The 24,284-nt window shown below is 69.8% G+C and carries 19 protein-coding genes; 16 read left to right on the top strand and 3 right to left on the bottom strand.

The genetic code is table 11. The annotated features are described in order from the left end of the window. Positions 1 to 41 precede the first annotated feature (41 nt). The gene (gene uvrA / locus ACFYXB_RS11270; RefSeq protein WP_389580359.1) at positions 42 to 3,080 is read left to right on the top strand and encodes an excinuclease ABC subunit UvrA; all 3,039 of its coding nucleotides are present in this window, start codon (positions 42 to 44) and stop codon (positions 3,078 to 3,080) included. A 212-nt stretch (positions 3,081 to 3,292) separates the two neighbouring features. On the opposite strand, the gene ACFYXB_RS11265 is transcribed toward uvrA, so the two are convergent. Both ACFYXB_RS11265 and ACFYXB_RS11260 read right to left on the bottom strand, forming a co-directional pair. Next, positions 3,293 to 4,204: a carbohydrate kinase gene (locus tag ACFYXB_RS11265; protein ID WP_389580356.1), complete on the bottom strand. Its 912-nt coding sequence runs from the start codon at positions 4,202 to 4,204 to the stop codon at positions 3,293 to 3,295. Next, the gene (locus ACFYXB_RS11260; RefSeq protein WP_389580354.1) at positions 4,185 to 5,399 is read right to left on the bottom strand and encodes a LacI family DNA-binding transcriptional regulator; all 1,215 of its coding nucleotides are present in this window, start codon (positions 5,397 to 5,399) and stop codon (positions 4,185 to 4,187) included. The genes ACFYXB_RS11265 and ACFYXB_RS11260 overlap by 20 nt, the downstream gene beginning before the upstream one ends. A 278-nt stretch (positions 5,400 to 5,677) precedes the next feature. Here ACFYXB_RS11260 and ACFYXB_RS11255 point away from each other — a divergent pair, with 278 nt between their 5' ends. Next, positions 5,678 to 6,109 (top strand): Rieske (2Fe-2S) protein, encoded by a 432-nt coding sequence (locus ACFYXB_RS11255; RefSeq protein ID WP_389580352.1) that lies wholly within the window; start codon positions 5,678 to 5,680, stop codon positions 6,107 to 6,109. 25 nt (positions 6,110 to 6,134) lie between these two features. On the opposite strand, the gene ACFYXB_RS11250 is transcribed toward ACFYXB_RS11255, so the two are convergent. Continuing rightward, on the bottom strand, positions 6,135 to 7,088 hold the full coding sequence (locus ACFYXB_RS11250) for a hypothetical protein (RefSeq protein WP_389580349.1): 954 nt from the start codon (positions 7,086 to 7,088) through the stop codon (positions 6,135 to 6,137). 318 nt (positions 7,089 to 7,406) lie between these two features. On the opposite strand from ACFYXB_RS11250, the gene ACFYXB_RS11245 reads away from it, so the two are divergent. The 14 genes from ACFYXB_RS11245 (at position 7,407) to ACFYXB_RS11180 (ending at position 24,279) form a co-directional block, all read left to right on the top strand. Then, positions 7,407 to 7,781, top strand: coding sequence for a hypothetical protein (locus ACFYXB_RS11245; RefSeq protein ID WP_389580347.1), 375 nt, complete (start codon positions 7,407 to 7,409; stop codon positions 7,779 to 7,781). 67 nt (positions 7,782 to 7,848) lie between these two features. Continuing rightward, positions 7,849 to 9,897 carry an excinuclease ABC subunit UvrC gene (gene uvrC / locus ACFYXB_RS11240; protein WP_389580345.1) on the top strand — a complete coding sequence of 683 codons (2,049 nt, stop codon included), beginning with the start codon at positions 7,849 to 7,851 and terminating at the stop codon, positions 9,895 to 9,897. Continuing rightward, positions 9,894 to 10,892: an RNase adapter RapZ gene (gene rapZ, locus ACFYXB_RS11235; protein ID WP_389580342.1), complete on the top strand. Its 999-nt coding sequence runs from the start codon at positions 9,894 to 9,896 to the stop codon at positions 10,890 to 10,892. Before uvrC ends, rapZ begins: the two co-directional genes overlap by 4 nt. Further along, positions 10,889 to 11,980 carry a uridine diphosphate-N-acetylglucosamine-binding protein YvcK gene (gene yvcK / locus ACFYXB_RS11230; protein ID WP_351346899.1) on the top strand — a complete coding sequence of 364 codons (1,092 nt, stop codon included), beginning with the start codon at positions 10,889 to 10,891 and terminating at the stop codon, positions 11,978 to 11,980. The genes rapZ and yvcK overlap by 4 nt, the downstream gene beginning before the upstream one ends. After that, the gene (gene whiA, locus ACFYXB_RS11225) at positions 11,971 to 12,960 is read left to right on the top strand and encodes a DNA-binding protein WhiA (RefSeq protein WP_351326300.1); all 990 of its coding nucleotides are present in this window, start codon (positions 11,971 to 11,973) and stop codon (positions 12,958 to 12,960) included. Before yvcK ends, whiA begins: the two co-directional genes overlap by 10 nt. 149 nt (positions 12,961 to 13,109) lie before the next feature. Next, a complete protein-coding gene (locus ACFYXB_RS11220; RefSeq protein WP_389580338.1) occupies positions 13,110 to 16,064 on the top strand; it encodes a M14 family zinc carboxypeptidase in 2,955 nt (984 codons plus the stop codon). Positions 16,065 to 16,314: 250 nt separating this feature from the next. Continuing rightward, positions 16,315 to 17,322, top strand: a complete 1,008-nt coding sequence (gene gap / locus ACFYXB_RS11215; RefSeq protein WP_389580335.1) for a type I glyceraldehyde-3-phosphate dehydrogenase — start codon at positions 16,315 to 16,317, stop codon at positions 17,320 to 17,322. Between the two features lie 138 nt (positions 17,323 to 17,460). Continuing rightward, positions 17,461 to 18,672 (top strand): phosphoglycerate kinase, encoded by a 1,212-nt coding sequence (locus tag ACFYXB_RS11210; RefSeq protein ID WP_389580332.1) that lies wholly within the window; start codon positions 17,461 to 17,463, stop codon positions 18,670 to 18,672. Between the two features lie 5 nt (positions 18,673 to 18,677). Next, on the top strand, positions 18,678 to 19,454 hold the full coding sequence (tpiA, locus tag ACFYXB_RS11205) for a triose-phosphate isomerase (RefSeq protein ID WP_389580329.1): 777 nt from the start codon (positions 18,678 to 18,680) through the stop codon (positions 19,452 to 19,454). 99 nt (positions 19,455 to 19,553) lie between these two features. Then, on the top strand, positions 19,554 to 19,790 hold the full coding sequence (gene secG / locus ACFYXB_RS11200; protein ID WP_351346887.1) for a preprotein translocase subunit SecG: 237 nt from the start codon (positions 19,554 to 19,556) through the stop codon (positions 19,788 to 19,790). Between the two features lie 227 nt (positions 19,791 to 20,017). Beyond that, positions 20,018 to 20,353: an RNA polymerase-binding protein RbpA gene (locus ACFYXB_RS11195; RefSeq protein ID WP_003957010.1), complete on the top strand. Its 336-nt coding sequence runs from the start codon at positions 20,018 to 20,020 to the stop codon at positions 20,351 to 20,353. A 121-nt stretch (positions 20,354 to 20,474) separates the two neighbouring features. After that, positions 20,475 to 21,743, top strand: coding sequence for an MFS transporter (locus tag ACFYXB_RS11190; RefSeq protein WP_389580324.1), 1,269 nt, complete (start codon positions 20,475 to 20,477; stop codon positions 21,741 to 21,743). 73 nt (positions 21,744 to 21,816) lie between these two features. Next, the gene (gene pgi, locus ACFYXB_RS11185; protein ID WP_389580321.1) at positions 21,817 to 23,472 is read left to right on the top strand and encodes a glucose-6-phosphate isomerase; all 1,656 of its coding nucleotides are present in this window, start codon (positions 21,817 to 21,819) and stop codon (positions 23,470 to 23,472) included. 48 nt (positions 23,473 to 23,520) lie between these two features. Then, positions 23,521 to 24,279, top strand: a complete 759-nt coding sequence (locus tag ACFYXB_RS11180) for a thioredoxin domain-containing protein (RefSeq protein ID WP_389580318.1) — start codon at positions 23,521 to 23,523, stop codon at positions 24,277 to 24,279. Positions 24,280 to 24,284: the final 5 nt, after the last annotated feature.

The following is a 24,284-nucleotide window of genomic DNA, read 5'->3' as shown; positions in this document are numbered from 1 at the left end:
CCTCGCCCCTGTCACTTCTCTCAAGAAAGGTGCGGACCGGCGTGGCCGACCGTCTCATCGTCCGTGGCGCGCGCGAGCACAACCTGAAGAATGTCTCGCTCGACCTGCCGCGCGACTCGCTCATCGTCTTTACGGGCCTGTCAGGGTCGGGCAAGTCCTCGCTGGCCTTCGACACGATCTTCGCCGAGGGACAGCGGCGCTACGTGGAGTCGCTCTCCTCGTACGCCCGGCAGTTCCTCGGTCAGATGGACAAGCCGGACGTCGACTTCATCGAGGGCCTGTCGCCGGCGGTCTCCATCGACCAGAAGTCGACCTCGCGCAACCCGCGCTCGACGGTCGGCACGATCACCGAGGTCTACGACTACCTGCGTCTGCTCTTCGCGCGCATCGGCAAGCCGCACTGCCCCCAGTGCGGCCGCCCGATCTCGCGCCAGTCGCCGCAGGCCATCGTCGACAAGGTCCTGGAGCTGCCGGAGGGGAGCCGCTTCCAGGTGCTGTCGCCGCTGGTGCGCGAGCGCAAGGGCGAGTTCGTCGACCTGTTCGCGGACCTCCAGACCAAGGGCTACTCACGCGCGCGGGTGGACGGCGAGACCGTCCAGCTTTCCGACCCGCCCACGCTGAAGAAGCAGGAGAAGCACACCATCGAGGTCGTCATCGACCGCCTCACCGTGAAGGACTCCGCCAAGCGCCGTCTCACCGACTCCGTGGAGACCGCCCTAGGGCTCTCCGGCGGCATGGTCGTGCTCGACTTCGTCGACCTCCCCGAGGACGACCCCGAACGCGAGCGCATGTTCTCGGAGCACCTGTACTGCCCGTACGACGACCTGTCCTTCGAAGAGCTCGAGCCCCGCTCCTTCTCCTTCAACTCGCCCTTCGGCGCCTGCCCCGACTGCACCGGTATCGGTACGCGCATGGAGGTCGACCCGGAGCTGATCGTCCCGGACGAGGAGAAGTCCCTCGACGAGGGCGCCATTCACCCGTGGTCGCACGGACACACCAAGGACTACTTCGACCGACAGGTCGGCGCCCTGGCCGACGCGCTCGGATTCCGTACGGACATCCCGTTCGCTGGCCTGCCGCAACGCGCCAAGAAGGCCCTGCTCTACGGCCACCGGACGCAGATCGAGATCCGCTACCGCAACCGGTACGGACGTGAGCGCGTGTACATGGCGTCCTTCGAGGGCGCTGTCAACTTCGTCAAGCGCCGGCACAGCGAGGCGGAGAGCGACGCCAGCCGTGAGCGCTTCGAGGGCTATATGCGCGAGGTGCCCTGTCCCACCTGTCACGGCACGCGCCTGAAGCCGCTCATCCTCGCGGTCACGATCATGGAGAAGTCCATCGCCGAGGTCTCCGCGATGTCCATCAGCGACTGCGCGGACTTCCTGGGCGAGTTGAAGCTCAACGCGCGCGACAAGAAGATCGCCGAGCGGGTGCTCAAGGAGGTCAACGAGCGGCTGCGATTCCTGGTCGACGTCGGCCTCGACTACCTCTCGCTCAACCGCGCTGCCGGCACGCTCTCCGGCGGCGAGGCCCAGCGCATCCGGCTCGCGACCCAGATCGGCTCCGGACTCGTAGGCGTCCTCTACGTCCTCGACGAGCCGTCCATCGGTCTGCACCAGCGCGACAACCACCGGTTGATCGAGACCCTGGTCCGGCTGCGCGACATGGGAAACACCCTCATCGTCGTCGAGCACGACGAGGACACCATCAAGGTCGCCGACTGGGTCGTCGACATCGGCCCCGGCGCGGGCGAGCACGGCGGCAACGTCGTGCACAGCGGCTCCCTGAAGGAACTGCTGGCCAACGCCGAGTCGCAGACCGGCCAGTATCTGTCGGGCAAGAAGTCGATTCCGCTGCCCGACATCCGGCGCCCCCAGGACCCGTCCCGCCGGCTCACGGTGCACGGCGCCCGTGAGAACAACCTCCAGGACATCGACGTGTCCTTCCCACTGGGCGTGTTCACGGCGGTCACCGGCGTGTCCGGGTCCGGCAAGTCGACGCTGGTCAACGACATCCTCTACACGCACCTGGCCCGCGAGCTGAACGGCGCGCGGAACGTGCCGGGGCGGCACACACGCGTGGACGGCGACGACCTCGTCGACAAGGTCGTGCACGTCGACCAGTCGCCCATCGGCCGCACACCGCGATCGAACCCGGCGACGTACACCGGCGTCTTCGACCACATCCGCAAGCTGTTCGCCGAGACGACCGAGGCGAAGGTCCGCGGTTACCTGCCAGGCCGCTTCTCCTTCAACGTCAAGGGCGGCCGCTGTGAGAACTGTGCGGGCGACGGCACCATCAAGATCGAGATGAACTTCCTCCCGGACGTGTACGTCCCGTGCGAGGTCTGCCACGGTGCCCGGTACAACCGGGAGACCCTGGAGGTCCACTACAAGGGCAAGTCCATCGCCGAGGTCCTGAACATGCCGATCGAGGAGGCGACGGAGTTCTTCGAGGCCGTTCCCTCGATCGCCCGACACCTCAACACGCTCAAGGACGTCGGCCTCGGATACGTCCGGCTCGGCCAGTCCGCCACCACCCTGTCCGGCGGTGAGGCGCAGCGCGTCAAGCTCGCCAGCGAACTGCAGCGCCGTTCCACGGGACGCACCGTCTACGTCCTGGACGAGCCGACCACCGGTCTGCACTTCGAGGACATCAGCAAGCTCCTGACGGTCCTGTCCGGTCTGGTCGACAAGGGCAACACGGTCATCGTCATCGAGCACAACCTCGACGTGATCAAGACCGCCGACTGGGTCGTCGACATGGGCCCGGAGGGTGGCGCCGGCGGTGGCCTCGTCGTCGCCGAGGGCACACCGGAGGAGGTCGCCGGAGTCCCGGCCAGTCACACCGGCAAGTTCCTGCGCGAGGTCCTCGGCGCCGACCGGATCAGCGACGCCGCGTCGGTGAAGGCCCCGCGCAAGGCGGTGGCGAGGCAGACGGTCGCGGCCAGGTCGACAGCGAAGAAGACGGCCACGGCCCGCACGATCAAGACGGCCAACAACACGGCGGCCAAGAAGGCCGCCGGCGTCACCAAGAAGGCAGCCCCCGCGAAGAAGACGACGCGGGCACGCAAGGACTGAACCGCCCAGGATCCAAGTCCTGACAAGTCATCAAAAAATCGGCGCCCCGTGGGAACTCCCCGCGGGGCGCCGCTCGTTCCACCATCAGCCACCCTGGCCCTGCGGTTCGATCGCCTTCACGAACTGCATGTCCAGCCGAGCCTTGACAACACCACAGAGAAGCCCGACCCCGAAGCCCAGGCCGAAGTCACCGCGCCGCACGACCGGTCCCGCTAGAAGTCCCCCAACTCAGTGGCATACGGCGGCTCCGCCCCCGCCCGTGAGCAGGTGATCGCCGCAGCACGCGCGGCGAACCGCAGCAACCGCGCCCAGCCGTCGGCTCCCAGACCGGCGAGCGCCTCGGGGGACAGGGCGTCCCGTGCGGCCAGGCCGTGCAGCAGGGCCGCGTTCACCGTGTCGCCGGCGCCGATCGTGTCCACGACGTCGACCTTCTCTCCCGGCACGGAATACTCGGCGCCGTCCCGGGTGAAGACCGTCAGTCCCTCGACGCCCCGGGTGACCACCACGGCCGACGGGCCCACGGCCAGCCATTCGCGCGGGGTGCCGCCCAGCCACTCGGCGTCCTCCTCGGAGAGCTTCAACAGAGTCACCGACGGCAGCCAGTTCCTGAAGCGCTCCCGGTAGGCGTCTGCGTCGGGGATCAGCCCGGCCCGGATGTTCGGGTCGAGCGCGGTGAACAAGCCCTGCCCGGCCGCGGTCCGCAGCAACTCCTCGTAGGCACTCGCCCCCGGTTCCAGGACGAGAGAGCAGGTGCCGAAGGACACCGCCCGTGCCGTGGCCGGGAGAGCGGCGGGGGCCGTGAAGAGGCGGTCGGCTGTGCCCTCGACGTAGAAGGAGTAGGCGGCCGACCCGTTGCCATCGACGGTGGCGACCGCGAGGGTGGTCGGCTCCGCACCGCGCTGCACACCCGAGAGGTCCACGCCCGCCCCACGCAACCCGTCGAGCAGGGCCTCACCGAAGGCGTCGTACGAAGTGCGGGAGCAGAACGCCGTGGGGGAGCCGAGGCGGCCGAGGGCCAAGGCCGTGTTGTACGGGCCGCCGCCGAGCGCCGGCTGCAGCCCCGCGAGGGCGCCAGTGCCCTGCGGTACCAGGTCGATCAGTGCCTCACCGGCGACGACGATCACGAGACGCTTCCTTTCCCGGGGTGCGGGGCCTGGGTTGCTCGGGCTGGTCCGGCTGCTGCCCGGACCGCTCGATGTGCTGGGGCTGGTCGGAGAGCGCGGACTGCCCGTCGCGCGCGGACGCCCCGGCCACGGAGAGGCGAGACGGTTCACATCGCGCGCCCCCTGCCGACGGCTCCACACACCCGCAGGACGTCCGATGGACGAACGTGCAGGGGAGCCGCACGGTCTGGGCCGGGCGGTCCGGGGCTGCCAGGCGCTCCAGCAGCACGCGGACGGCCTGCGCGCCGATCTCCCTGCTGGGCTGGGCGATCGTGGTGAGCCGGGGCGAGAACAGATCCGCCCAGGCGAAGTCGTCGAAGCAGCACAGGGCGATGTCGTCGGGCACGGACAGGCCGTGGTCACGCAGGGCACGCAGGGTGCCGATGGTCATCGCGTTGTTGGCGGTGATGAGTGCCGTGGGAGGGTCGGTGAGCGACAGCAGGGCCGTGGTGGCTTGTTCGGCGCCGGTGGACTCGGAGTTGCCGGGTACTACGAGTCGGTCGTCGTGGGGCAGCCCGGCGGTGGCGAGGCCGTCCCGGTAGCCGGTGATCCGCTCGTCGGTGGTGCTGAGCCCGGGCAGGCCCGCGACCAGGCCGATCCGGCGGTGGCCCAGGCCGGCGAGGTGGGTGACGAGCCGGGCCATGGGTTCGGTGTTCTCGGCGCAGACCTGATCGAAGCGCGGGGTGCCGGCGGCCTGGCCGGCGGGGTCGGCGACCGACCGGTCCAGGAACACGGTGGGTACGGCATGGCGGCCGAGGTAGGCGACGAGTTCGCGCGGGTCCGCGGAGGGGGCGACGATCATGCCGTCCACGCGTCGCTCGTGCAGCAGCTGGACGACCTTGCGTTCGTGCTCGGGGTCGTCGTGCGGGTCGGCGATCAGCAGGCTGTAGCCCTGTTCCAGGGCGCCGGCCTCGACGCCCTGGAGGATCTCCGTGAAGTACGGGTTGCTGATCGCCGACACCGCGAGCCCGATGGAGCGGGTGCGGGAGGTCACCAGGGAGCGGGCGAGGGTGTTGGGCGTGTAGCCGAGTTCGTCGATGGCGTCCAGGACGGCCTGGCGGGTGTGGGGCAGCACGGGGCGCGTGCCGTTCAGCACGTGGGAGACGGTCGCCACGGAGACACCGGCGCTCCGTGCGACGTCGGCCATCGTGGGCATCGCGCTCCCTCCCGGGGCGGCATCGCCTGTCTCGTAGTGTCGGCGGCTTCTGGCCGGGAAGGTATCCCATCCGCCGCCTCGCGTAAACGCTTGCGCAAGCGTTTACGCCCCCAATCGGACCCACTAGGCCCCCGGCCCCCGAGCACATCCGAGTCCCCCGGCCCCCCGGCCCCCACGCCCACGCGAACCCACCCGGTCCCACCCCGACCCACCAGAATCCGGGACGATCCCCCCGGGTAAGGTCGGCCTGCACCGCCCCTTGACCAGTGGAGAGCCCCATGTCCGCCCACCCCTCCGCGAGCCGCCGTACCGTCCTTCGTGGCGCCGCCGTCACTCCGATCGCCGGGCTCGGCATCGCTGCCTGTTCGGCCCCCGGGGGCGGTGTCACGGCGGACGCGACGCCGACCGCGCCGGTCGAGCTCGGAGCCGAGAGCGAGGTCGGCAAGGGGAGCGCCAGGCTGTACCGGGATCACAACGTGGTGGTCAGCCGGGACGCGGAGGGCACCCTCAAGGCGTACAGCACGGTCTGCACGCACGCGGGGTGCGCCATCAACAAGCTTCAGGGGACGACGCTGATCTGCCCGTGTCATGGGAGCGAGTTCGACGCCCTGACCGGGAAGGTCGTTCAGTCGCCGGCCACCGTGCCGCTGAACGAGCTGCCGGTGAAGGCCGCGAACGGCAAGATCGTTGCAGGGCCCGGCGCCGCCTGAGCGATGGGGGAGCGCGGAGTACCGGTCACTCCCAGTCCCAGCCGATCCCCACAAGGCCCGGCCGCGCCCGTGGCTCGACCAGGTGCACCGAGCGGTGCAGCCCGCTGAAGGGCAGGCCCTGGTGGCCGCTGCGCGGCGCCGCCGCAGAGTGCTGGGCGAAGCGGTGGCAGCGCGCCGGGAGTGCGTTCGCGTCGAAGCGCACCTGGAGCGCGTACTGGCCGCCGGGAAAGGCGAAACCACGGACGTACTCGCGTGAGGCCCCGGCCGTGCCGTCCTCGACGGCGTACCGGAACATGAAGGTGTCGCCGGAGTGCAGCCGGGTGCCGAAGAGCAGCTCGGCGACCAGTACGCCGGTCTCCTGGTCCACCCGGACGCGTCCCGTGCGGCAGTTCTCCAGGGCGTGGACCGTCATGTGCTGCGGTGCGCAGCCCGGGTCGCCGTGGTGGACGGCGACGAAGCGGTCCACGCCGTCGCGGTGGGCCCGCACGATGTGGTGCGACTCCAGGCCGGCCAGCTCACGGCGCGCTCCGATGCGTATGCGCTCGTGGTGCCCGAGTGTGTGCAGCCCACCGTCGAGGGCCCAGCCCAGGTCGGCCTGGAGCCGGTCGAGGACGCCGGTGGCCTCGACCAGGGAGCGGTACGAGCGGGCGGCCGAGCCTCGGGCGGTCGTGCCGTCGTCGGTCTCGGCGAGCAGCCGGATCAGCGACTCGTCCGGCAGTTGCAGGATCTCCTCCAGTGCGCGTACCGCCCGCAGCGACTCGGGGCGCTGGGGGCGCCGGGCGCCTTGCTGCCAGTAACTCAGGCTCGTGACGCCCACCTTGACCCCGTACCGCGACAGATGGTGCTGGACGCGCTGGAGCGGCAGCCCGCGGGCGGCGATCGCGGCGCGCAGCGCGACGTGGAAGGGCCCGCCGCGCAGGGCGGTGTCCAGTTCCGGTTCCTCGGTGGCGACGTCCGTGTGCTGTGTGGCGTGCCGCATGCACAGGGGCCTTTCTGTGAATGTCCACGGTTGGTCAGACCGTTCGCGCTGGTCTTCGGGTCCACCCCGTCGGCGCCGGGGCGTCTGCACAGCCGTACGCCGTATGCGGACGCCGTCGTTCACGGCCCCGAGTTCCCCCGCATTGAAGCGTGTTGACCAACCGCCGACAACACCTCGGGGCCAACCCCGGCCCGCGTGTGGCCGAGCCGTGCCCTCCCGGGCAGGCGCCCGGCGGGAGCGTCGCACCGCGGTCCGGGCCGGGACCGGCACCCCATGAGCGCTTTCCACAGCCTCGCCCGGCGGTGGCAAGATCGCGGCATGACCGAGTCCTGGACCCTGGACGGCGACGGTGTGGCGGTGGCCGCCGCCGACGCGGTCGAACTGCTCCGGCGGAGGATCGCCGAGGTCCGCCTCGAAACATGGCTGAAGAGCTCCGCCGGCCGGTCCCTGGCCGTGGTGAGCAACACCGAGCGTGCACTGGTGATGCTCCTCGACGGGGACGGCGACTCCGCAGGACACGCTGTCGACCCCGCGGCCCGGGGGACGAGCGGCGGCTTCGTGCTCGGGAACGGGCAGTGCGACGCGTACGCCGACCGGGATACGGTGCCGCTCGCCGAGGCGCTCCGGATCGTGCGGTACGTGCTCGGCACGGGGGCGCCGCCCGCCGACGTCGTATGGGCCGCCGACGGGTGAGCAGAGGCGGGGCGGCGTTGTCCACAGGCCCGCCGGACTGTCACCCCCCGACAGTAGGGTGTGAGACATGGCCGACCCCTCCAGCTACCGCCCCAGGCCGGGTGAGATCCCGGACTCTCCCGGGGTCTACAAGTTCCGCGACGAGCACCGCCGGGTGATCTACGTCGGAAAGGCGAAGAGTCTGCGCCAGCGCCTGGCGAACTACTTCCAGGACCTGGCGAACCTCCACCCCCGCACCCGGACCATGGTCACCACGGCCGCGTCCGTGGAGTGGACCGTGGTGTCCACGGAGGTCGAGGCGCTGCAGCTGGAGTACTCCTGGATCAAGGAGTTCGACCCCCGGTTCAACGTCAAGTATCGCGACGACAAGAGCTATCCCTACCTCGCGGTGACGATGAACGAGGAGTTCCCGCGCGTGCAGGTGATGCGCGGTCACAAGAAGAAGGGCGTCAGGTACTTCGGGCCGTACGGGCACGCGTGGGCCATCCGCGACACCGTCGACCTGCTGCTGCGCGTCTTCCCGGTGCGCACCTGCTCGGCTGGCGTCTTCAAGAACGCCGCCCGCACCGGCCGCCCCTGTCTGCTGGGCTACATCGGCAAGTGCTCCGCCCCCTGCGTCGGCCGGATCTCCCCCGAGGACCATCGCGAACTGGCCGAGGAGTTCAGCGACTTCATGGCCGGCCGGACGGGCACATATCTGCGCCGCCTCGAGAAGCAGATGGTGCAGGCGGCCGACGAGATGGAGTACGAGCGGGCCGCCCGCCTGCGCGACGACATCGAGGCCCTGAAGAAGGCCATGGAGAAGAATGCGGTCGTGCTCGCCGACGCGACCGACGCCGACCTCATCGCCGTCGCCGAGGACGAGCTGGAGGCCGCCGTCCAGATCTTCCACGTCCGCGGCGGGCGCGTCCGCGGCCAGCGCGGCTGGGTGACAGACAAGGTCGAGGAGGTCACCACCGCCGCCCTCGTCGAGCACGCCCTCCAGCAGCTGTACGGCGAGGAGACTGGCGACAGCGTCCCCAAGGAGGTCCTGGTCCCGGCGCTGCCCGACCCGGTGGAGCCCGTCCAGGAATGGCTGACCGACCGCCGCGGTTCCAACGTGTCGCTGCGCATCCCGCAGCGCGGCGACAAGAAGGCCCTCATGGAGACCGTGCAGCGCAACGCCCAGCAGGCGCTCGCCCTGCACAAGACCAAGCGCGCCTCCGACCTGACCACGCGCTCGCGCGCCCTGGAGGAGATCGCCGACGCCCTCGACCTGGACAGCGCCCCGCTCAGGATCGAGTGCTACGACATCTCCCACCTCCAGGGCGACGACGTCGTGGCCTCGATGGTCGTCTTCGAGGACGGCCTGCAGCGCAAGAGCGAGTACCGCCGCTTCCAGATCAAGGGCTTCGCGGGCCAGGACGACGTCCGCTCCATGCACGAGGTGATCACCCGCCGCTTCAGGCGCTACCTCGCCGAGAAGGAGAAGACCGGCGAGTGGGTGGACGAGGACGGGAACAGCCTCAAGGACGAGGACGGCCGCCCCAGGAAGTTCGCGTACCCGCCCCAGCTCGTGGTCGTCGACGGCGGACAGCCACAGGTCGCGGCCGCCAAACGGGCCCTGGACGAGCTGGGCATCGACGACATCGCCGTCTGCGGCCTCGCCAAGCGTCTGGAGGAGGTCTGGCTGCCGGACGACGACGACCCGGTGGTCCTGCCCCGCACCAGCGAGGGCCTCTATCTGCTGCAGCGCGTCCGTGACGAGGCCCACCGCTTCGCGATCACCTACCAGCGCACCAAGCGGGCCAAGCGCTTCCGCGCCGGCCCCCTGGACGACGTCCCGGGCCTGGGCGAGACACGCAAACAGGCGTTGATCAAGCATTTCGGTTCGGTGAAGAGGCTGCGGTCCGCCACAATCGACCAGATCCAGGAGGTGCCCGGGATAGGCCGCAAAACGGCCGAAACCATCGCCGCGGCCCTCGCCGCGGCGGCCCCGGCCGCACCCGCCGTCAATACGGCGACCGGAGAGATCATGGATGACATGGAAGACGAGGCACCCGACACGACGGCGGGTGCCTCGGGGGAGCCCGTGCCCGCGGGCGCCCCGGACGAACGACGGGGGCAGGAGACATGACCGAGCACGAGGCAAGGCCCACAGCGGACCGAGATCCCGCGCCCAGGGAAACCGGCGAGGATCAGCAGCAAGAGGTCCAGGAAAACGGAGAACAGGTGAGTACGGACGCCACGACGGCCGGGGTCCTTGACGCGGCCATCCCCGAGCTGGTGATCATCTCCGGCATGTCCGGAGCGGGCCGGTCGACGGCGGCCAAATGTCTGGAGGACCTCGGCTGGTTCGTCGTCGACAACCTGCCGCCCGCGCTGATCCCCACGATGGTGGAGCTCGGCGCCCGCTCGCAGGGCAACGTGGCGCGGATCGCGGTCGTCGTCGACGTGCGCGGCCGCCGCTTCTTCGACAACCTGCGCGAGTCCCTCGCCGACCTGGCGTCGAAGAACGTCACTCGGCGGATCGTCTTCCTGGAGTCCTCCGACGAGGCCCTGGTGCGCCGCTTCGAGTCGGTGCGCCGCCCGCATCCGCTCCAGGGCGACGGCCGCATCGTCGACGGCATCGCCGCAGAGCGCGAGCTGCTGCGCGAGCTGCGCGGCGACGCCGACCTGGTGATCGACACCTCCAGCCTCAATGTGCACGAGCTGCGCGCCAAGATGGACGCCCAGTTCGCCGGCGAGGAGGAGCCCGAGCTGCGGGCCACCGTGATGTCCTTCGGCTTCAAGTACGGCCTCCCGGTCGACGCCGACCTGGTCGCCGACATGCGGTTCCTGCCCAACCCGCACTGGGTTCCGGAGCTGCGCCCGTACACAGGCCTCAACGAGGAGGTCGCGGCCTACGTCTTCAACCAGCCCGGTGCCAAGGAGTTCCTCGACCGGTACGCCGAGCTGCTGCGGCTCATCGCGGCCGGCTACCGCCGCGAGGGCAAGCGCTACGTGACCATCGCCATCGGCTGTACCGGCGGCAAGCACCGCTCGGTGGCCATGTCGGAGAAGCTCGCCGCGCGACTCGCGGCCGAAGGCGTGGAGACGGTGGTCGTACACCGGGACATGGGACGCGAATGACGGAACGTACACCGCGGCTGAGCAGGCTGCGCCGGGTGGTGCCCGAAGCCCGCGCCAGCCGCTCCACCGAGGCGCGCGCCGGACGGCCGGCCGAGGCCCGTGGCGGCCGGCCGCGCCGCCGCGGCGCCCAGCCCAAGGTCGTCGCCCTCGGCGGCGGCATGGGCCTGTCCGCCTCGCTCGCCGCGCTGCGCCGGATCACCGGCGACCTCACCGCCGTGGTCACCGTGGCCGACGACGGCGGCTCCAGCGGGCGTCTGCGCGACGAACTGGGTGTGCTTCCCCCAGGCGACCTGCGCAAGGCCCTCGCCGCGCTGTGCGGCGACGACGACTGGGGCCAGACCTGGGCCGGGGTCATCCAGCACCGCTTCCAGTCCCAGGGCGACCTGCACGACCACGCGGTCGGCAACCTGCTGATCGTCGCCCTGTGGGAGCAGCTCGGCGACCACGTCCAGGCCCTGGATCTGGTCGGCAAGCTGCTGGGCGCGCACGGCCGCGTGCTGCCCATGTCCGCTGTGCCGCTGGAGCTCCAGGCCCTGGTCAAGGGGCACGACCCGGCCCGCCCCGAGCAGGTGGACACCGTACGGGGGCAGGCGACCGTCGCCCTCACACCCGGCGAGGTGCAGTCCGTGCACCTTGTGCCGCACGACCCGCCCGCCGTCCCCGAGGCCGTGGCCGCGGTCCTGGACGCGGACTGGGTGGTGCTCGGTCCCGGCTCCTGGTTCTCCTCGGTCATTCCGCATCTGCTCGTCCCCGAGCTCCTGGACGCCCTCACCCAGACCAAGGCGCGCCGGGTACTCTCACTGAACCTCGCCCCGCAGCCCGGAGAAACAGACGGCTTCTCCCCGCAGCGTCATTTGGAGGTTTTGGGGCGACACGCCCCTAAACTCGCCCTGGACGTGGTGCTGGCCGACGAGGCCGCCGTGCCCGACCGCGACTCGCTCACCGAGGCCGCCAAGCGGCTCGGAGCCGCGGTCGAGCTGGCGCCGGTGGCCCGGACCGACGGTACCCCCCGGCACGATCCGGAGCTGTTGGCCGCCGCGTACGACCGTATTTTTCGGATGCATGGAAGGATCGGCCCATGGCGATGACGGCAGCGGTGAAGGACGAGATCTCCCGGCTCCCCGTCACCCGGACCTGCTGCAGGAAGGCGGAGGTCTCGGCCATCCTGCGGTTCGCCGGCGGCCTTCACCTGGTGAGCGGGCGCATCGTGATCGAGGCGGAGCTGGACACCGCGATGGCCGCCCGGCGGCTCAAGCGCGACATCCTGGAGATCTTCGGCCACAGCTCCGAGCTGATCGTGATGGCACCCGGCGGGCTGCGCCGCGGTTCGCGGTACGTGGTGCGCGTCGTGGCGGGCGGCGACCAGCTGGCCCGGCAGACCGGCCTCGTCGACGGCCGTGGGCGCCCGATCCGTGGCCTGCCCCCGCAGGTGGTCTCCGGGGCCACCTGTGACGCGGAGGCGGCCTGGCGCGGGGCGTTCCTGGCGCACGGCTCGCTGACCGAGCCCGGCCGTTCCTCCTCCCTGGAGGTGACCTGCCCCGGCCCCGAGGCGGCGCTCGCGCTGGTCGGCGCCGCCCGCCGGCTGTCGATCGCCGCGAAGGCCCGTGAGGTGCGCGGCGTGGACCGGGTGGTCGTCCGTGACGGCGACGCGATCGGCGCCCTGCTCACCCGCCTCGGCGCGCACGAGTCGGTGCTGGCCTGGGAGGAGCGCAGGATGCGCCGCGAGGTGCGGGCCACCGCCAACCGGCTCGCCAACTTCGACGACGCCAACCTGCGCCGCTCGGCCCGCGCCGCCGTCGCCGCCGGAGCCCGTGTGCAGCGTGCCCTGGAGATCCTCGCCGACGAGGTCCCCGAGCACCTCGCGGCCGCCGGCCGGCTGCGCATGGAGCACAAGCAGGCCTCGCTGGAGGAGCTGGGCGCGCTCGCCGACCCGCCACTGACCAAGGACGCCGTCGCCGGCCGTATCCGCCGGTTGCTGGCGATGGCCGACAAGCGCGCCTCGGACCTGGGTATCCCGGGCACGGAGGCCAACCTCAGCGACGAGCTGGCCGACAACCTCGCGGGGTAGTGACGATCGCTCAACTCGCCGGTGCCGACGCCCTCCTGGGCCGTCGGCACCGGCATTTACCTGTCCATGAGGCGCCCTTGACTCGATCATGAACTGTCATGAGCCTGGCAGAAGTCCGCCGCCGTGGCGGACCACCGCTAGGGGGGTTCATGAGACACAGAGCGAGATCGATCCTCGCTGTCGGCGCGCTCCTGATCGGCGGAGCGAGCCTCGCGCCCATCGCCCAGGCACAGAGCGGAAGTCCCACCCGGCCCGACCCGGACGAGGTCAAGGTCTTCCGCGCCGAGGTCACCCAGCAGCAGATACCTCTGCTCCTCAAGGCAGGCCAGGACGCCCACGAACTCGGCCAGCAGGTCACCAAAACCGGCCGCAGCGCCGTCGAGGTCTACCTCACCGACCGGCAGGCCGAAAAGCTCGAGAAGCAGGGCGTAGACCTCACCGAGCACACACTTTCGGCCAAGTCGGAAGCCCACGTCGAGGACGCGGCCCAGGGCGTGTTCCGCCCGTACAGCGGAAGCGGCGGCCTCGCCGAGGAGATCGTCAGGACGGCACAGGCCCACCCCGACCTCACCAAGGTCGAGTCCATAGGCAAGACGCTCAACGGCCAGGACATCCTCGCGGTCAAGCTCACCAAGAACGCGAAGAAGTCGAAGGACGGCTCGAAACCCTCCGTGCTGTACATGTCCAACCAGCACGCGCGCGAGTGGATCACCCCCGAGATGACGCGGCGGCTGCTCCACCACTACCTGGACCACTACAAGACGGACGAGCGCATCAAGAAGATCGTCGACTCGACCGAACTGTGGTTCGTCCTCTCGGCCAACCCCGACGGCTACGACTACACCTTCAAGGACTCCGAAACCCGCCTGTGGCGCAAGAACCTGCGGGACGTCAACGGCGACGGCGCCATCTCCACCGGAGACGGTGTCGACCTCAACCGCAACTTCGCCTACAAGTGGGGTTACGACGACGAGGGTTCGTCCCCCAACCCCACCAGCGAGACCTACCGCGGCGCCGGCCCCGGCTCCGAGCCCGAGACGAAGGCACTGGACGCGTTCGAGAAGCGCGTCGACTTCACGTACGGCATCAACTACCACTCCGCCGCCGAACTCCTGCTCTACGGCGTCGGCTGGCAGGTGGCCACCCCAACCCCGGACGACGTCCTGTACAAGGCGCTCGCGGGCACCCCGGACAACCCGGCGATACCCGGCTACCGTTCGCAGGTCTCCTCGGAGCTCTACACCACCAACGGCGAGGCGGACGGCCACGCGTCGAACGTCAACGGCATGGCGATGTTCACCCCCGAGATGTCGACCTGCCAGACCGCGTCGGCCGTCGACCCGAACGACGCCTGGAACGCCGCCGACTGCCAGTCGGTCTTCAACTTCCCCGACGACGAGAAACTGATCCAGCAGGAGTTCGAGAAGAACGTCCCGTTCGCGCTCTCCGTCGCCGAGACCGCCGCCCACCCCGACCGGCCGTCGTCCTCGGTCGGCCTGAGCGCCGCCGACTTCACCCCGGCCGCGTTCTCCACGTCATACGCGCGCGGGGCGGACCAGGAGGTCTCGGTCGTCGTACGCAAGTCCGTGCGCGACAAGGAGCTCAAGTACCGCGTCAACGGCGGGCGTACGCGGGACCAGGCGCTGCGGCCCTGGCAGGGCGGCGCGACCTACGGCGGCGAGGACGACCTCTACTTCGACGAGTACCGGGCCAAGGTCCAGGACGGCGACGTCGGCGACAAGGTCGAGGTGTGGTTCACCGGCGAGACGAAGAGCGGCAAGAAGGTCTCCGGCCCGCACTTCACCTACACCGTGGCCGAGCGGCCCAGGGCCGACACCCTCGTCGTCGCCGAGGAGGGCGCGGCCGCCACACAGGCGCAGAAGTACGTCGACGCCCTGAAGGCCAACGGGCGCAGGGCGCTCGTCTGGGACGTCGCCACGCAGGGCGCGCCCGACGCGCTCGGCGTGCTGAAGCACTTCGGGACCGTCGTGCACTACTCGGGCACGAGCGGCCCGGGCAACGCCACCCAGCTCCAGCTGCGCGCCTACCTCAACGAGGGCGGCCGGCTGATCGAGGCGGGCGAACTGGCAGGCGGCAGCGTGGACCTCGGCGACGGCACCCGGTCGAACGACTTCAGCCAGTACTACCTGGGCGCCTACTCCCGTACGTCGACCCCCGGGGCCACCGGCTTCACGGGCACCGGCAAGCTCGACGGCGTCGCCGGGGCCCTCGGCGACGCGCCCGGCAACCCGCTCGACAAGTCCGGCACGTACGGCGTCACCTCGGACGAGCTGTCCCCCGACACCTACCCGCAGTTCGCCAGTGCGGGCGCGGGCCGGTTCGCCGGGACCGTCAACCCGTACGGGCCGTACACGGGCTCCTACATGGCCGCCGCGGTACACACCGACGACGCCTACAAGCGTCTGACCCGCACCATCGACCTCACCGGGGTGAGCGCGGCCGACAAGCCGGCTCTGAGCACCCGGCTCCTGTGGGACACCGAACCCGGTTACGACAACGCGGTGATCGAGGCCCACACCGTCGGCGCAGACGACTGGACCACGCTGCCCGAGACCGGCGGGGCCACCCGCACCGCCGTACCGACGGAGTGCGGGGCCGGCTTCTACATCAACGAGCACCCGTGGCTCAGGCACTATCTGACGCTCACGGACGGCGCCTGCACGGCGACCGGCACCAGCGGCTCCTGGAACAGCCTCACCGGCAGTTCCAGCGGCTGGCAGCAGGTCGGGTTCGACCTGAGCGCCTACGCCGGCAAGTCCGTCGAGGTCTCGATCAGCTACGTCACCGACCCCGGCAGCGGCGGTCACGGCGTCCTCGCCGACGACGCCTCGCTCGTCGTCGGCGGCGCGGCGAGGGACACCGAGGGCTTCGAGACGTCCCTGGGCGCCTGGAGTGTGACCGGACCGCCCGCGGGCAGTCCTGCGGTCCTGAAGGACTGGACGCGCAGCGGAGCGCTGTTCCAGACGTACGCAGCGGTCACCACGGACGACACCGTGCTGCTGGGCTTCGGCCTGGAGCAGGTCACCGCGGCGGCCGACCGGGCGGCGCTGGTCGGAAGGGCACTCGCGGCACTCGACAAGTGAGCCGACCCGCTCACGAACGAGTGACAACAGCGCCCGTCCCGGGCGGCATTCCGTGACACAACAGTGCAGTTCGGCACCCGGCCCATGGTGGTCCGTACCCCTACTGGCGGGTACGGACCACCGTGCCTTGTATGGGGCATCTGGATGTCACTCCGGAGGCCTCAGGGAGGTAGGGTCGTGGGTGGTCGGGGACATCCCAAATAGAGCTCGCCGGCGACGAAAGCCGGCGTACCAACGAGGAGATCGGTTCGTGACGATCCGCGTAGGCATCAACGGCTTCGGCCGCATCGGACGTAACTACTTCCGCGCGCTGCTGGAGCAGGGTGCGGACATCGAGGTTGTGGCCGTCAACGACCTGGGTGACACCGCGACCACCGCGCACCTGCTGAAGTACGACACCATCCTGGGTCGTCTCAAGCAGGAGGTCTCCCACACCGCCGACACCATCACGGTCGACGGCCACACCATCAAGGTGCTCTCCGAGCGCAACCCGGCCGACATCCCCTGGGGCGAGCTGGGCATCGACATCGTCATCGAGTCGACCGGCATCTTCACCAAGAAGGAAGACGCCGAGAAGCACATCGCGGGCGGCGCCAAGAAGGTCCTCATCTCGGCTCCGGCCAAGAACGAGGACATCACCATCGTGATGGGCGTCAACCAGGAGAAGTACGACCCGGCGAACCACCACGTCATCTCCAACGCCTCCTGCACCACCAACTGTGTGGCCCCGATGGCGAAGGTCCTCGACGAGAACTTCGGCATCGTCAAGGGTCTGATGACGACGGTGCACGCGTACACGAACGACCAGCGCATCCTTGACTTCCCGCACAAGGACCTGCGCCGCGCCCGTGCCGCCGCCGAGAACATCATCCCGACCACCACCGGTGCCGCCAAGGCCACCGCCCTGGTCCTGCCGCAGCTCAAGGGCAAGCTGGACGGCCTCGCCATGCGCGTCCCGGTCCCGACCGGCTCGGTCACCGACCTCGTCGTCGAGCTCTCCCGCGAAGTCACCAAGGAAGAGGTCAACGCCGCCTTCCAGAAGGCCTCCGAGGGCGAGTTGAAGGGCCTCGTCGACTACACCGAGGACCAGATCGTCTCCTCCGACATCGTTCACTCCCCGGCGTCCTGCACGTTCGACTCCTCCCTGACCATGGTCCAGGACGGCAACAACGTGAAGGTCATCGGCTGGTACGACAACGAGTGGGGCTACTCCAACCGCCTCGTCGACCTGACGGTCTTCGTCGGCAACCAGCTCTGATCGGCGGAGCAGGCACCTGATGCGACAGCAGGGCTCGGGCAGCGGTCACGTTGCCCGAGCCCTGACGCACGTACAGGTCGACCGCACATGGTTCGATCAGCCCTCGTACGATCAAGAGCCCTCCTCAGGAGTCCCCTCATGAAGACCATCGACGAACTGCTCGCCGAAGGCGTGGACGGGAAGCGGGTTTTCGTCCGCGCCGACCTCAACGTCCCGCTGGCCGACGGCCTCATCACCGACGACGGCCGCATCCGCGCCGTCCTGCCCACCGTCAAGGCCCTCGCCGAGGCGGGCGCCAAGGTGGTCGTCGCCTCGCACCTGGGCCGTCCCAAGGGCGCCCCGGACCTGGCCTTCTCGCTGCTGCCCGCCGCCGAGCGCCTCGCCGAACTCCTCGGCGTCCCTATCGCGTTCGCCCAGGACACCGTCGGCCCGGCCGCCCACGACGCGGTCAACGGCCTTCAGCCGGGCCAGGTCGCGGTCATCGAGAACCTGCGCTTCAACCCGGGCGAGACGTCCAAGGACGACACCGAGCGCGGCGAGTTCGCCGACCAGCTGGCCGCCCTCGCGGACGTGTACGTCGGCGACGGCTTCGGTGCTGTACACCGCAAGCACGCGTCCGTGTACGACCTCCCGGCCCGGCTGCCGCACTACGCCGGCTACCTCATCGCCACCGAGGTCGGTGTCCTGAAGAAGCTCACCGAGGACCTCAAGCGCCCCTACGCCGTCGTCCTCGGCGGCGCCAAGGTCTCCGACAAGCTCGCCGTCATCGACGAGCTGCTCGGCAAGGCCGACCGCATCCTCATCGGCGGCGGCATGGCGTTCACCTTCCTCAAGGCCAAGGGCTACGAGGTCGGCATCTCCCTCCTCCAGGAGGACCAGATCCCGGCCGTCACCGAGTACCTGGAGCGCGCGGAGAAGCAGGGCGTCGAACTGCTGCTCCCCGTCGACGTCGTGGTCGCCCCGGCGTTCCCGGACCTGAAGAGCAAGGCCCCCAGCGAGCACACCGTGGTCGACGCGGACAAGATGCCCGCCGACCAGCTGGGCCTGGACATCGGCCCGAAGACCGGCGAGCTGTACGCCGCGAAGCTCGCCGACGCCGAGACCGTCTTCTGGAACGGTCCCATGGGCGTCTTCGAGCACCCCGACTACGCCGAAGGCACGAAGGCCGTCGCCCAGGCTCTCGTCGAGACGAACGGCTTCACCGTCGTAGGCGGCGGCGACTCCGCCGCCGCGGTGCGTACGCTCGGCTTCGACGAGAATGCTTTCGGCCACATCTCGACCGGTGGCGGCGCCTCCCTCGAATACCTCGAGGGCAAGACGCTCCCCGGCCTCGCCGCACTGGAGGACTGACCCCGATGAGCACGCGCACGCCGATCATGGCGGGCAACTGGAAGATGAACCTCAACCACCTCGAGGCCATCGCGCACGTCCAGAAGCTCGCCTTCGCCCTGGCCGACAAGGACTACGACGCCGTCGAGGTCGCCGTCCTGCCGCCCTTCACCGACCTGCGCTCCGTGCAGACCCTGGTCGACGGCGACAAGCTCAAGATCAAGTACGGCGCCCAGGACGTCTCGGCGCACGACTCCGGTGCCTACACCGGCGAGATCTCGGGCCCGATGCTGGCGAAGCTGAAGTGCACGTACGTGGTCATCGGCCACTCCGAGCGCCGCCAGTACCACAACGAGACCGACGAGCTGATCAACGCCAAGGTCAAGGCCGCCTTCAAGCACGGCGTCACCCCGATCCTGTGTGTCGGCGAGGAACTGGACATCCGCGAGGCCGGTGACCACGTCCCCCACACCCTCGCCCAGCTCGAAGGCGCGCTGAAGGAACTCCAGGCTGCCCAGGTCGAGACGATCGTGGTCGCCTACGAGCCCGTCTGGGCCATCGGCACCGGCAAGGTCTGCGGTGCCGCGGACGCGCAGGAGGTCTGCTCCGCCGTCCGCGCCAAGATCGCCGAGCTGTACTCGCAGGACGTGGCCGACAAGGTCCGCATCCAGTACGGCGGCTCCGTGAAGGCCGGCAACGTGGCCGAGATCATGGCCGAGGCCGACATCGACGGCGCCCTGGTCGGCGGCGCCTCGCTGGACACGGACGAGTTCGTCAAGATCGTGCGCTTCCGCGATCAGTGAGTATGCGGTAGCGAGGATCCGTCGTACCCTTGCGGGGGCATGGTAGGTCGCTACCGTGCCCCCCGTCGTTCATCCGAATCCGAGAGAGTTGGTCCAGCCGTGGTTTTGGGGTTCTCGATCGCCCTGATCGTCTTCAGCCTGCTGCTGATGCTGCTGGTGCTGATGCACAAGGGGAAGGGCGGCGGCCTCTCCGACATGTTCGGTGGCGGCATGCAGTCGTCCGTCGGCGGCTCCTCGGTCGCCGAGCGCAACCTCGACCGCATCACCCTGGTGGTCGGTCTGCTCTGGTTCGCCTCCATCATTGTCCTCGGCCTCCTGATGAAGACGAACAGTTGACGTCGCGAACAATCGTACGCGCGCGGAAAGAGCGCACATTCCGTACGTAGGGCCCCATGTTCGGTACGCGCTCCTGAGCGCGGCCTATCATGGGGCTTGCGTCTAGGAGCGGGAGCCTTGTAACTCCAATCACTGGACGCGCGTTGGGCCTTACGTAGACTGAGGCGCTCGCAGCGAAGCGAAACGCCGACTCGCTTCGCGGCACCATCACGCAGGGAGTTACGACCGTGGCAAGTGGCAACGCGATCCGAGGAAGCCGGGTCGGGGCGGGGCCGATGGGCGAGGCCGAGCGCGGCGAGTCCGCGCCGCGTCTGCGCATCTCCTTCTGGTGCTCCAACGGGCACGAGACGCAGCCGAGCTTCGCCAGCGACGCGCAGGTTCCCGACACCTGGGACTGCCCGCGCTGCGGCTTCCCGGCCGGACAGGACCGGGACAACCCGCCGGACCCGCCGCGCACCGAGCCGTACAAGACGCACCTCGCGTACGTACGGGAGCGGCGCAGCGACGCGGACGGCGAGGCGATCCTCGCCGAGGCGCTCGCCAAACTGCGGGGCGAGATCTAGGAGTTGACACCGGCCGGGTGCCCGAGGGTACCTGGCCGGAGGCGTATCGGCCGCCCGCCGCGGGCCGATTGTCAGTGGCGCCCTCTACGGTTTGTGACTGAGCGAACCGCGAGGGGGAGTCGTGACGACGGTCGAGCAGGCAGAGATGCGCGCACCCGCGTGGCGCGGGGGGTTCGGGAGGCTGTGGAGCGCCGCGGTCCTCTCCAGCTTCGGAGACGCGCTGCGTACGGCCGCGCTGCCCCTGCTGGCCGTCTCGCTGACCGGTGAACCGCTGCTCGTCGCCTCGGTGACCGCGTGCGGTTATCTGCCCTGGATCGTCTTCGGGCTGCTCGGCGGCGCCGTCGCCGACCGGGTGGACCAGCGGCGTGCGATGTGGACGGTGGACGCGGTGCGGGGGCTGCTGGTCGCGGGCTTCGCGCTCGCCGTGGCCCTGGGCCATGCCTCGATCGCCCTGCTGATCGCGCTGGCCTTCACCCTCACCACGCTCCAGACGCTCTTCGACAACGCCTCCACGGCCCTGCTGCCCGCCCTGGTGCGCAGCGAGGCCCTCGGCAGCGCGAACGCCCGCCTCATGACCGGACAGCGGATCGCGGGCGGCCTCCTCGGCGCCCCCGCCGTCCCGCTGCTCATGGCAGCCGGCACCGGCGTCCCTTTCGCCGCGGACGCGGCCACCTTCCTGCTGGCGGCCGCCCTGGTCGCCTCCCTGCGGACTGCCGCGCCCGAGTGCGCCCCGAGAACGCCGGGCAGCACCCTGCGCCACGAGATCGCCGACGGACTGCGCACCCTGTGGCACGACCGGGCCCTGCGCCGCCTGTGCGCCGCCACCGCCCTGGGCAACATCGGCGTGGGAGCGCTCATCGCCACCTTGGTGCTCCTGGTGACCGGTTGGCTGCACGCCGGCACCACGGGATACGCCGCCTCGGCCATCGCGTACACCCTCGGCAACCTGGCCGGAGGCGCGGCGGGTGGCCGGCTCGTCGCCCGGGTGGGGCGGATACGGGCGGTGCTGCTGGCCGGGACCGTGCAGACCGGCGCGCTCGTCGTGATGGGCTCGGTGCGCAGCCTGGCCGCCTTGGTGGCCGCCATGGCCGTCTTCGGGTTCATGGGCATGGTGTGGAACGTCAACACGACGACCCTGATGCAGCAACGCAGCCCCACCGGGATGCTCGGGCGTGTCTCGGCCGCCTTCCGCACCCTCGGGGTCGCAGGCGCACCCCTGGGCGCGCTGCTCGGCGGCGCCGTCGCCGACGCCTGGGGCCTCAACACGCCGGCGCTGCTCGCCGCCGCATTCTTCGTCCTGTCGGTCACCGCACTGATACCCGAGCGCAAGCCGGACGTACTAGTTGTTGCACCGCAGGACGGCGGGACGACCGCTCATCCCACGCGCTGATCAATTAGGTTGGGAACGGCAGCGGGGCAAGGTACGCAGCAGGGACAGGCAGGAAAGAAGGCTGAAGTCGGATATGAACGCAGACGGCCGTACCAGGCTCAATCAGACGCCCGAGTGGACCGCACTGGCCAAGCACCGCGAGGAACTCGCCGGCACCCATCTGAGGGACCTGTTCGCCGCCGATCCGGCGCGCGGCGCGGGCTACACGCTCCAGGTCGGTGACTTGCACGTCGACTACTCGAAGCACCTGGTCACCGACGAGACGCTGCGGCTGCTGCGTGAGTTGGCCGCCGCCACCGACGTCTTCGGCCTGCGGGACGCCATGTTCCGCGGCGAGAAGATCAACACGACCGAGGACCGGGCCGTGCTGCACACCGCGCTGCGCGCCCCGCGGGACGCGGTGATCGAGGTCGACGGCGAGAACGTCGTCCCGGCCGTGCACGCCGTACTCGACAAGATGGCGGACTTCGCCGAGCGGGTCCGCTCCGGCGCCTGGACCGGGCACACTGGCAAGCGCATCAAGAACGTGATCAACGTCGGCATCGGCGGCTCCGATCTGGGCCCGGCGATGGCGTACGAGGTGCTGCGCAGCTTCACCGACCGCGACCTCACGGTCCGCTTCGTGTCGAACGTGGACGGCGCCGACCTGCACGAGGCCACCCGTGACCTGGACGCGGCCGAGACGCTGTTCGTGATCGCCTCGAAGACCTTCACCACGATCGAGACGATCACCAACGCGACCTCCGCACGCGACTGGCTGCTCACTGAGCTGAAGGCCGGTCAGGACGCCGTCGCCAAGCACTTCGTGGCCCTGTCGACGAACGCCGAGAAGGTCGCCGAGTTCGGCATCGACACGGTCAACATGTTCGAGTTCTGGGACTGGGTCGGCGGCCGCTACTCCTACGACTCGGCGATCGGTCTGTCCCTGATGATCGCCATCGGCCCGGACCGCTTCCGGGAGATGCTCGACGGCTTCCGCCTCGTCGACGAGCACTTCAGGACCGCGCCTCCCGAGTCCAACGTGCCGCTTCTGCTGGGCCTGCTGGGCATCTGGTACGACAACTTCCACGACGCCCAGTCGCACGCGGTGCTGCCGTACTCGCACTACCTGTCCAAGTTCACCGCCTACCTGCAGCAGCTGGACATGGAGTCCAACGGCAAGCACGTGGCGCGGGACGGGCAAGAGGTGGACTGGCAGACCGGCCCCGTCGTCTGGGGCACGCCCGGCACCAACGGGCAGCACGCGTACTACCAACTGATCCACCAGGGCACCAAGTTGATCCCGGCCGACTTCATCGGGTTCGCGCGGCCCGTCGCCGACCTCCAGCCGGGCCTGATCGCCCAGCACGACCTGTTGATGGCCAACTTCTTCGCCCAGACCCAGGCGCTGGGCTTCGGCAAGACCGCCGACGAGGTGCGCGCGGAGGGTGTGCCGGAGGAGCTGGTGGCGCACAAGACGTTCGAGGGCAACCGGCCGACGACCACGATCCTCGCCCGCGCGCTGACCCCGTCCGTGCTGGGCCAGCTCGTCGCGCTCTACGAGCACAAGGTGTTCGTGCAGGGCGCGGTGTGGAACATCGACTCCTTCGACCAGTGGGGTGTCGAACTCGGCAAGGTCCTCGCCAAGCGCGTCGAGCCGGCCCTCACGGAGGGCGCGGAGGTCGAGGGTCTGGATGCGTCCACCAAGGCCCTGGTCGCGAAATACCGGGAGCTGCGCGGACGGCAGTGACCGTACCCTGTGGCTTCACTGATTCAGGGGAATCAGGGGAGGACAGGCGTGCGCAAGGTGCGTGGGGGGTTCGTCGCTGTCGTGGCGGCGACGGTGGCCGTGTCGGCTGTGGCACTCACGGGGTGCGGCAGCCGGACGGCTGCGGCAAAGGGGGATACCAAGAAGGACACGAAGGCTGCGGCTACCTACGACAGCCTTGAGGAACTGCCCGAGAAGCTGGGCAACGACGGCACGACCATCGTCGTGGGCGATCAGTCCGCGCCGGTGGTCGTGCATCTGTACGAGGATCCGCGGTGCCCTGTCTGTGAGCAATTCGAGTCCACCGGTGGCGGACTGTCCGTGCAGGGGACGATGATGCAGGGGCAGACCAGGACGGAGTACACCTTCGCCTCTTTCCTGGACGACCGGCTCGGCGGCAGCGGCTCGAAGAAAGCGGTCAACGCACTGCGGGCCGCGCTGGACGCCGGAAAGTTCGCCGAGTACCACCACGTGCTCTACGCGAACCAGCCGGAGGAGTCCGTCGACGGATTCACCACCGCCCGCCTCCTCGAACTCGCCCGTGAGGTCGACGGGTTGCGCTCACCCGCCTTCGACTCCGCCGTCAGGACGATGAAGTACCGCGACTTCGTCAGCGCGTCCGAGGACGCCTACGAACGCGCCGAGGTCCCGGGCACGCCCACCGCCGAGATCAACGGCGTGCAACTGGGGTACAGAATGCAGGCCGCGCTGTTCGACCCGGAAATGTTCCGCTTGCTCGTGGGCGAGATCGCGGCCGACCCTGAGCGGTGGCAGAAGCAGCCGTTCTGAACGAC

Origin of the sequence: Streptomyces sp. NPDC002619 (assembly GCF_042889305.1) — a bacterium.
GTDB lineage: Bacteria > Actinomycetota > Actinomycetes > Streptomycetales > Streptomycetaceae > Streptomyces.
This window is presented reverse-complemented; position numbering and strand designations above follow the sequence as displayed.

What these genes read in the sequence shown, in the direction of transcription:
- rapZ (WP_389580342.1), top strand. Translation starts at nt 9,894, where the DNA reads ATGACCGAGCACGAGGCAAGGCCCACAGCGGACCGAGATCCCGCGCCC.
- uvrC (WP_389580345.1), top strand. Translation starts at nt 7,849, where the DNA reads ATGGCCGACCCCTCCAGCTACCGCCCCAGGCCGGGTGAGATCCCGGAC.
- ACFYXB_RS11255 (WP_389580352.1), top strand. Translation starts at nt 5,678, where the DNA reads ATGTCCGCCCACCCCTCCGCGAGCCGCCGTACCGTCCTTCGTGGCGCC.
- ACFYXB_RS11250 (WP_389580349.1), bottom strand. Translation starts at nt 7,088, where the DNA reads ATGCGGCACGCCACACAGCACACGGACGTCGCCACCGAGGAACCGGAA.
- whiA (WP_351326300.1), top strand. Translation starts at nt 11,971, where the DNA reads ATGGCGATGACGGCAGCGGTGAAGGACGAGATCTCCCGGCTCCCCGTC.
- yvcK (WP_351346899.1), top strand. Translation starts at nt 10,889, where the DNA reads ATGACGGAACGTACACCGCGGCTGAGCAGGCTGCGCCGGGTGGTGCCC.
- ACFYXB_RS11245 (WP_389580347.1), top strand. Translation starts at nt 7,407, where the DNA reads ATGACCGAGTCCTGGACCCTGGACGGCGACGGTGTGGCGGTGGCCGCC.
- pgi (WP_389580321.1), top strand. Translation starts at nt 21,817, where the DNA reads ATGAACGCAGACGGCCGTACCAGGCTCAATCAGACGCCCGAGTGGACC.
- tpiA (WP_389580329.1), top strand. Translation starts at nt 18,678, where the DNA reads ATGAGCACGCGCACGCCGATCATGGCGGGCAACTGGAAGATGAACCTC.
- ACFYXB_RS11260 (WP_389580354.1), bottom strand. Translation starts at nt 5,399, where the DNA reads ATGCCCACGATGGCCGACGTCGCACGGAGCGCCGGTGTCTCCGTGGCG.
- ACFYXB_RS11210 (WP_389580332.1), top strand. Translation starts at nt 17,461, where the DNA reads ATGAAGACCATCGACGAACTGCTCGCCGAAGGCGTGGACGGGAAGCGG.
- ACFYXB_RS11220 (WP_389580338.1), top strand. Translation starts at nt 13,110, where the DNA reads ATGAGACACAGAGCGAGATCGATCCTCGCTGTCGGCGCGCTCCTGATC.